The sequence below is a fragment of the Acinetobacter sp. genome (assembly GCF_050285345.1).
GTDB lineage: Bacteria > Pseudomonadota > Gammaproteobacteria > Pseudomonadales > Moraxellaceae > Acinetobacter.
The window spans coordinates 1-2,005 of sequence record NZ_JBLZXR010000042.1; the positions used below are offsets into that span (position 1 = coordinate 1).

The following is a 2,005-nucleotide window of genomic DNA, read 5'->3' on the forward strand; positions in this document are numbered from 1 at the left end:
TATATCGTTTGCCGTCGCCTACTTGTATATTGCCTAGATCCTTTCGACCCTCATAGGCTGCACCTGAAGCGATTTCTTCCATGTATCGGAAGTTGCCAGACTCATGTGTAAGTTGAGCAAGAAAATGAATAAAGCGAAGTGAATTATCCAGGATACCAAAGTTTCGCAAATGAACATTGGCAGCAAGACCAAGTTCTTCAGCACGTGACTGAATGGCACCCAATTTTTTAAATACTGCGGTCAGGGTGCCACGGCCAATAATGCCATCGTCATGCACACCAACTGATTTTTGAAGTTTCTTAATTTGGGCTGGATTCATCATTATCTCCATGCAATTCCGGTTGTGCTTTTAATCGTGCAAAAATACCCAAAACACTGCTTAAGAAACCTAACCAAGCCACCCATGAATGCGGCATTAACTGCTTAATTTCTTCCGGCACCACAGCCCATACTTGTGGGAAATATGCGCCAAACTGCCAAAGCAGTTCAAAAGCCGCATACATGCAGACGTAAAAAAAGGCGCTGATTGCGCCCACTTGTACTGACTTGAGTTTCCAAGCCTGTTTCCAATTATCGATTAGTTTCATTGGGTTTCTCTCACTTGATTTCGCTCATAAAGCTTGTTGCGGATTTCTTCTAAAGTTCGAAGGGTTTGGTCAGACTGCTTTTCAAGAACTTGAATTTTTTGGCTGTTTTCCATGGATCGAGTGGCCATGGTGTCGGTTTTACCGGTTTGAGTATTCCAGGCGAATCCCAATGCACCCAGTAAAGCAATGCCTCCCCAACGCACAATATTTGTGGTGTTATCAATCTTAGTTTTGCTTTCACTTAGCACTCGAATTTGAAGATCAACTTCCTTAAACTTAGGTTCAATTTCATTCCTGATTTGCTTTAAGTCACTCTTGAAGTTTGACTTGGCTCGATCCAGTTCATCCTGCAGGTTGTCGCGAGTCTGGGTTAGATCATTTCGTGTTTGCTGATGTTCTTTGTTGAGCTGCTCAAGCTGCATGTTCATGCGGTCAAGCTTCTGAGGCATTTCAGCTAACTTATCCATGTTTTTGGATATGTCATTGATCTTATCTGAGATAGCAAGAAGCTGCCCTGCAGTTGCTATGGGTGGATCTGATGTGTAATTACTATCCGGCATGCCGCCCCCTAAATTTTGGCAATAAAAAAGCACCCGAAGGTGCATAAAATTATTAAAGATCTAAATTGCTTGTATGTATGATGCAAATGCTGACCAGTTTGGTGCAGCTTGATATGCTGCAACAGAATCAGCAGGTACCTTAATCACGCACGCTGCGTTGAGCTCATAGAAAGTATCATATGCTATTGTTGGTGGAGTTGTTGATTTCATAATGATTTCAACACACCCAGACCAGTTATAGCAACAATTAGAACCTATACTTGTCAGGGTGCTAGGGAAAGAAGCCTTTTTTAAACCTGTCCATGCATAAAAAACCCCATCTGCCAAGGTAAGAAGACCTTCCGGCAATACAAGATTTTGAACTTTATTCATATTGAAAAAAGCTTGTGTCCCGATAGAAGTCGCTGCTGCGATAATTAGTTCTGTACACTCCGTCATTCCATAAAATGCATAACTCCCAATACTTGTTAATGTGTTCGCCAAAAGACGGACATGCTTGATTGGTGGTGCATCATTAAATCTAAATGCATTAGCCGCAATCGTGATTACATCTGAATTGACTGTAATCCCCGTTGCTAATTCAAATATTGTAAAAGCGTAAGCTTTAATATTTTTCATTTTAGAAATAGTAATATTCCCACAATTATCAGGGAAATTGACAAGTGATCCTGAAAATTGAAGGGCACTATCCCCACCTATAACGGAACTTGGGGCAAACAATTCAATTGATTTAGTTGCTCCACTTACTTCTGCTGTGACAGTGATTTTTTCACCACCTGTGTACGAAGATGAAAAAGGGACTGTAAAGTCCCCGTTTGCATCTGCTACCCCTGTGTATATTGTCATTATTCTTCAACC

Annotated in this window: 3 protein-coding genes and 1 pseudogene; all 4 read right to left on the reverse strand. The window is 41.2% G+C overall.

Annotation, left to right across the window (positions count from 1 at the left end):
* Positions 1 to 319: pseudogene (locus ACN6OV_RS03920) on the reverse strand (glycoside hydrolase family 19 protein); the annotation flags it as partial.
* Positions 300 to 587, reverse strand: a complete 288-nt coding sequence (locus tag ACN6OV_RS03925; RefSeq protein WP_427949804.1) for a hypothetical protein — start codon at positions 585 to 587, stop codon at positions 300 to 302. The gene ACN6OV_RS03925 and the pseudogene ACN6OV_RS03920, both read right to left, overlap by 20 nt.
* Entirely contained in the window at positions 584 to 1,147 is a 564-nt protein-coding gene (locus ACN6OV_RS03930) for a hypothetical protein (RefSeq protein ID WP_427949806.1), read from the reverse strand. The genes ACN6OV_RS03925 and ACN6OV_RS03930 overlap by 4 nt, the downstream gene beginning before the upstream one ends.
* Before the next feature lie 60 nt (positions 1,148 to 1,207).
* Entirely contained in the window at positions 1,208 to 1,993 is a 786-nt protein-coding gene (locus ACN6OV_RS03935; protein WP_427949808.1) for a leucine-rich repeat domain-containing protein, read from the reverse strand.
* Between the last annotated feature and the right edge of the window lie 12 nt (positions 1,994 to 2,005).